General features: G+C 52.7%; 4 protein-coding genes. All 4 read left to right on the forward strand.

Annotation, left to right across the window (positions count from 1 at the left end; translation table 11 throughout):
• Positions 1–164 precede the first annotated feature (164 nt).
• The 4 genes from lipB to EJP87_RS17455 are packed head-to-tail and all read left to right on the forward strand — an operon-like array spanning position 165 to position 3655.
• Positions 165–860 carry a lipoyl(octanoyl) transferase LipB gene (gene lipB / locus EJP87_RS17440; RefSeq protein WP_130473080.1) on the forward strand — a complete coding sequence of 232 codons (696 nt, stop codon included), beginning with the start codon at positions 165–167 and terminating at the stop codon, positions 858–860.
• 6 nt (positions 861–866) lie between these two features.
• Entirely contained in the window at positions 867–1307 is a 441-nt protein-coding gene (locus tag EJP87_RS17445) for an NUDIX domain-containing protein (protein WP_130473081.1), read from the forward strand.
• Between the two features lie 58 nt (positions 1308–1365).
• A complete protein-coding gene (locus EJP87_RS17450; protein ID WP_130473082.1) occupies positions 1366–2742 on the forward strand; it encodes a Do family serine endopeptidase in 1377 nt (458 codons plus the stop codon).
• The gene (locus EJP87_RS17455; protein WP_130473083.1) at positions 2714–3655 is read left to right on the forward strand and encodes a hypothetical protein; all 942 of its coding nucleotides are present in this window, start codon (positions 2714–2716) and stop codon (positions 3653–3655) included. Before EJP87_RS17450 ends, EJP87_RS17455 begins: the two co-directional genes overlap by 29 nt.
• Positions 3656–3720 lie beyond the last annotated feature (65 nt).

Genomic DNA, 3720 nt, shown 5'->3' on the forward strand with positions numbered 1-3720 from the left:
CGGGATTGTGTTCCTCTGTGCTTTCAGGAAGCAAAAACATGATTATTTAGTGCAATTTCATTGTTTTTTGTCCTATTGTGCGTGATAATCGAGACGGTTTTTGCAGAGCGCGAGCCTTTGTTGCGCCCCGTGCCCCTTTCATCCCCTGGCTAAGAGAATTGCGTATGGCTCACCCTTTGCTCTGGTTGCGCAGTCAACAGGTCCATTATGCAGCGGCTTTGCGATGGCAAAAACAGCAGGTGGAGATCATGCTGAACAGCCCACATAAACAACCAGATCGTCTGCTGTTTTTGGAGCATCCTTCGGTCTATACCATTGGTCGCTCTGGTCGTTTGCACGATCTGTTGCCGCATCAGAATGTCTGTTCAACCATTCCAGTGCTTATGACCGATCGCGGCGGCAAGATCACCTATCATGGACCGGGACAGTTGGTCGCCTATCTGTTGCGGGATCTGCGTCCCCATGCCTTAATGGCTGCGCGCAAACATCTCTTTCAACTGGAAGAGGTGGTGATCCGTTGTCTGGCCAGCCTGGGTCTGCAGGCTGTCCGTGAGCAACAGTATCCTGGTGTCTGGGTGGGAGATGCCAAAATTGCGGCGGTAGGTGTACGAATCAAACAAGGGATTACCTATCATGGTATCTCCCTCAATCGAGATCCCGATCTGCGCTTTTATGAGGGAATTGTGCCCTGTGGATTGCCGGATCGGCCTGTGACCTCGCTCTCCTGTTTGGGAATTTCGCTCACCCGCGAAGCGTTGGAAGAGCTGTTGTTGACCGCCTTTTGTGAACTGTTTCAGTATGAGGTTGTCGATCTACCCATGGATACCCTGGCGCAAACCTTGGCATTGGCAGAAAGTTAAAAAACCATGTTTACCATACAAACCCCGCATCTGGTCACAGACATCATCATCGAACTGCTGGATCTGCCGGATCGGCCGATTGTCTTGATCGAGCGCAAATATCCACCCTATGGTCTGGCCATTCCTGGTGGTTTTGTCGATGTCGGTGAGCGGGTGGAACAGGCCGCCTTGCGTGAGGCCGCCGAAGAGACCACCTTGCAGGTCTCTTTGCAAGCCTTGTTGGGTCTTTATTCTGATCCCACACGCGATAGCCGTTCCCATACCGTCTCGGCAGTCTATGTTGCCCAGGCGCATGGGATGCCTGTTGCTGCCGATGATGCCAAAAATGTGCGCATTGTCTCTCTTTCGGAACTGCCTTTGCCGATGGCCTTCGATCATGCCACCATTTTATCGGATTATCTGCTTTTTCGTAGCACGGGCTCGGTTACGCCATTGCGGTTCGGATAAGGAGCTCTTATCTTGCTTTCCGTGACCTTTATTCTTTACTCCGCTTGGGAATGGGCCGATGAATCCTCTTTTGCGCACCATCATAATCGGTATGACTGGCTTATGGGGAGTCACCGCAGGATCTTTTGAGCTGTGGGCGGGTGCCACTCTGCCGCAGTCGGTACAGGGCACCTCTTTACCCACTCTGGCCGATATTATTGAACCGGTCATCCCGGCGGTGGTCAATATCGCGACCAGCACCCGTACTCAGGTTCCCGAACATCCTTTATTGTCGGATCCCTTTTTTGGCCAATTTTTCAAGCAACAGCGTCCGGGTGGTCAGGAGAGGGAACAAAAAAGCCTTGGCTCAGGGGTGGTGGTGGATGCACGTAAAGGAATCATTTTGACCAACCAGCATGTGATTGGGAAAGCGGATCAAATTACCGTTACTTTGCGTGATGGACGTTCGGTACAGGCGCGGATGATCGGAGTGGATCCGGCCACCGATATTGCTGTCATTCAAGTGCAGAGTAAAAATTTACAGGATTTGCCTTTGGGGGATTCAGACAGTTTACGGGTGGGTGATTTTGTGGTGGCAATCGGCAACCCTTTTGGTCTGGGACAGACGGTCACCTCAGGTATTGTCAGTGCCCTGGGCAGAAAGGGTTTAGGGATCAAGGGCTATGAAGATTTTATTCAGACGGATGCTCCGATCAATCCAGGCAATTCTGGCGGGGCATTGCTCAACTTGCGTGGTGAGTTGATCGGCATCAATACAGCAATTTTGGCCCGCGGCGGTGGCAATGTCGGGATCGGCTTTGCGATTCCGGTTAATATGGCCCGACAGATCATGGAGCAGTTGTTGCAGTATGGTGATGTGCGGCGTGGTGGGTTAGGCATTCAGGCGCAGGATTTGACCAGCGAATTGGCAGAAGCCTTTGCGGTACCGGTACGGGAAGGGGCAGTAGTTGCCAAAGTGAGCTCTGGTTCTCCGGCGGAAAAGGTGGGCTTGCGTCGGGGCGATGTGATTGTGCGGGTCAACAGCCATGCTATTCGCAGTCGCGGTGATTTGCATAATGCCATTGGCTTGGTCAGAACCGGCGAACAGGTGCAACTGGAGTTTGTGCGTGATGGGCGGCAGCGTTCAGTCACGGTTACGGTCGCAGAACCGGAACGGCAACGGGTTGATGGAGAGCAGTTGGACGAACGTTTGCTGGGGGCAGTGTTGGAGGCTGTAGAGGGCACTGATAAAAATGAAGGGGTGCGTGTGCTTTCTGTGGAAGAGGATAGTCCGGCATGGCAGATTAAATTACGTGCTGAGGATAGGATCATCTCTCTGCAGAAACGACCTGTAAACTCATTTCGTGAAATCAAGGCAATTATGCAGAAGGTCAAAAACAAGTTGTTGATTGGTATTCGGCGTGGCAATGAAAATCTTCTCATTTTGGTTCGTTAGTCTTTTTTTACTGCTGGCTCTGGGAGCACTTCCGCTTGCGCAAGGCCATGCGGCTGCGGAGGAGGGGGCAAGCCGTCGTCAGCAAACCGAGGTCAATGGTGGTCGGGAGTTGTTGGTGCAGCAGATTCGTGTGGATCGAGCAGATCTGCAGATGGATGGGGAGTTGGTGTTACGCACTCTTAGTCCATTGAGTGGAGAGTTGCGTCTGCAGCGGGCACAAGGAGAACCGAAGCAGATTATTGGCATGCTGATGCGCCTGTTGCCGGGGGTGAAGAGCTCTTTTGAGCAATTTTTTGCTTTGGTGGATGTTCAGGATTTAACCTTGCGTGATCTATTGATTACGGTGACGGCGGAGGGATACCGATTGCAACTGGCCAGTGCCGAGATTGCGGAGGGAGGAGTGCAACAGGTAACGGGATGGATGGATCAACGCAAAAACTGGCAGGTGGAGAGTGGTCCATTGCATTTACGCCATTTGCCATTGCGAGCGGCCAAGGGGATGGCTTTATTGCCGGTTAGTTATAAGAGGTTGCAGGGATCTGGGGAGCGGCAAGAGTTGTTTTCCTTGGAGGCAGAGCGGATCAAGGTAGGCCATTTGGCGATGATTGCCGATCCTGAGAAGATTTGGGGTGAGGTGTTGCGGAGGCTGGGTTTTGCGCGTGGTTTGATGAGTTCGCCGATTGTTTTTGAGCGGATAGCGAGCAAATGGACTGTGGATGCCCGCCAGGTGGCGACGCAGATGTTATTGTTACAGGCTCCTGGGGGGAGCGCCAGTGGTTCGCTGGTGATGCCGTGGCAACCGGAGCCGCGTCAACTGCATGTCCGTTTGGATGTGACCTCTTCGGCACGGCATGCAGAGAGCAAAGCTTTTCAGACAGTGGTTCCTGTTGTATTTGGGCAGGGAAAGTTGTAAAGAGAGCGGTTTGTGCTTAGGCTGCAGGTTGAGACTTGACCTGGGCAACGGTTTCCGCTACTCTT

It is taken from the genome of Candidatus Magnetaquicoccus inordinatus, from assembly GCF_004217665.1.
Classification (GTDB): Bacteria; Pseudomonadota; Magnetococcia; order Magnetococcales; family Magnetaquicoccaceae; genus Magnetaquicoccus; species Magnetaquicoccus inordinatus.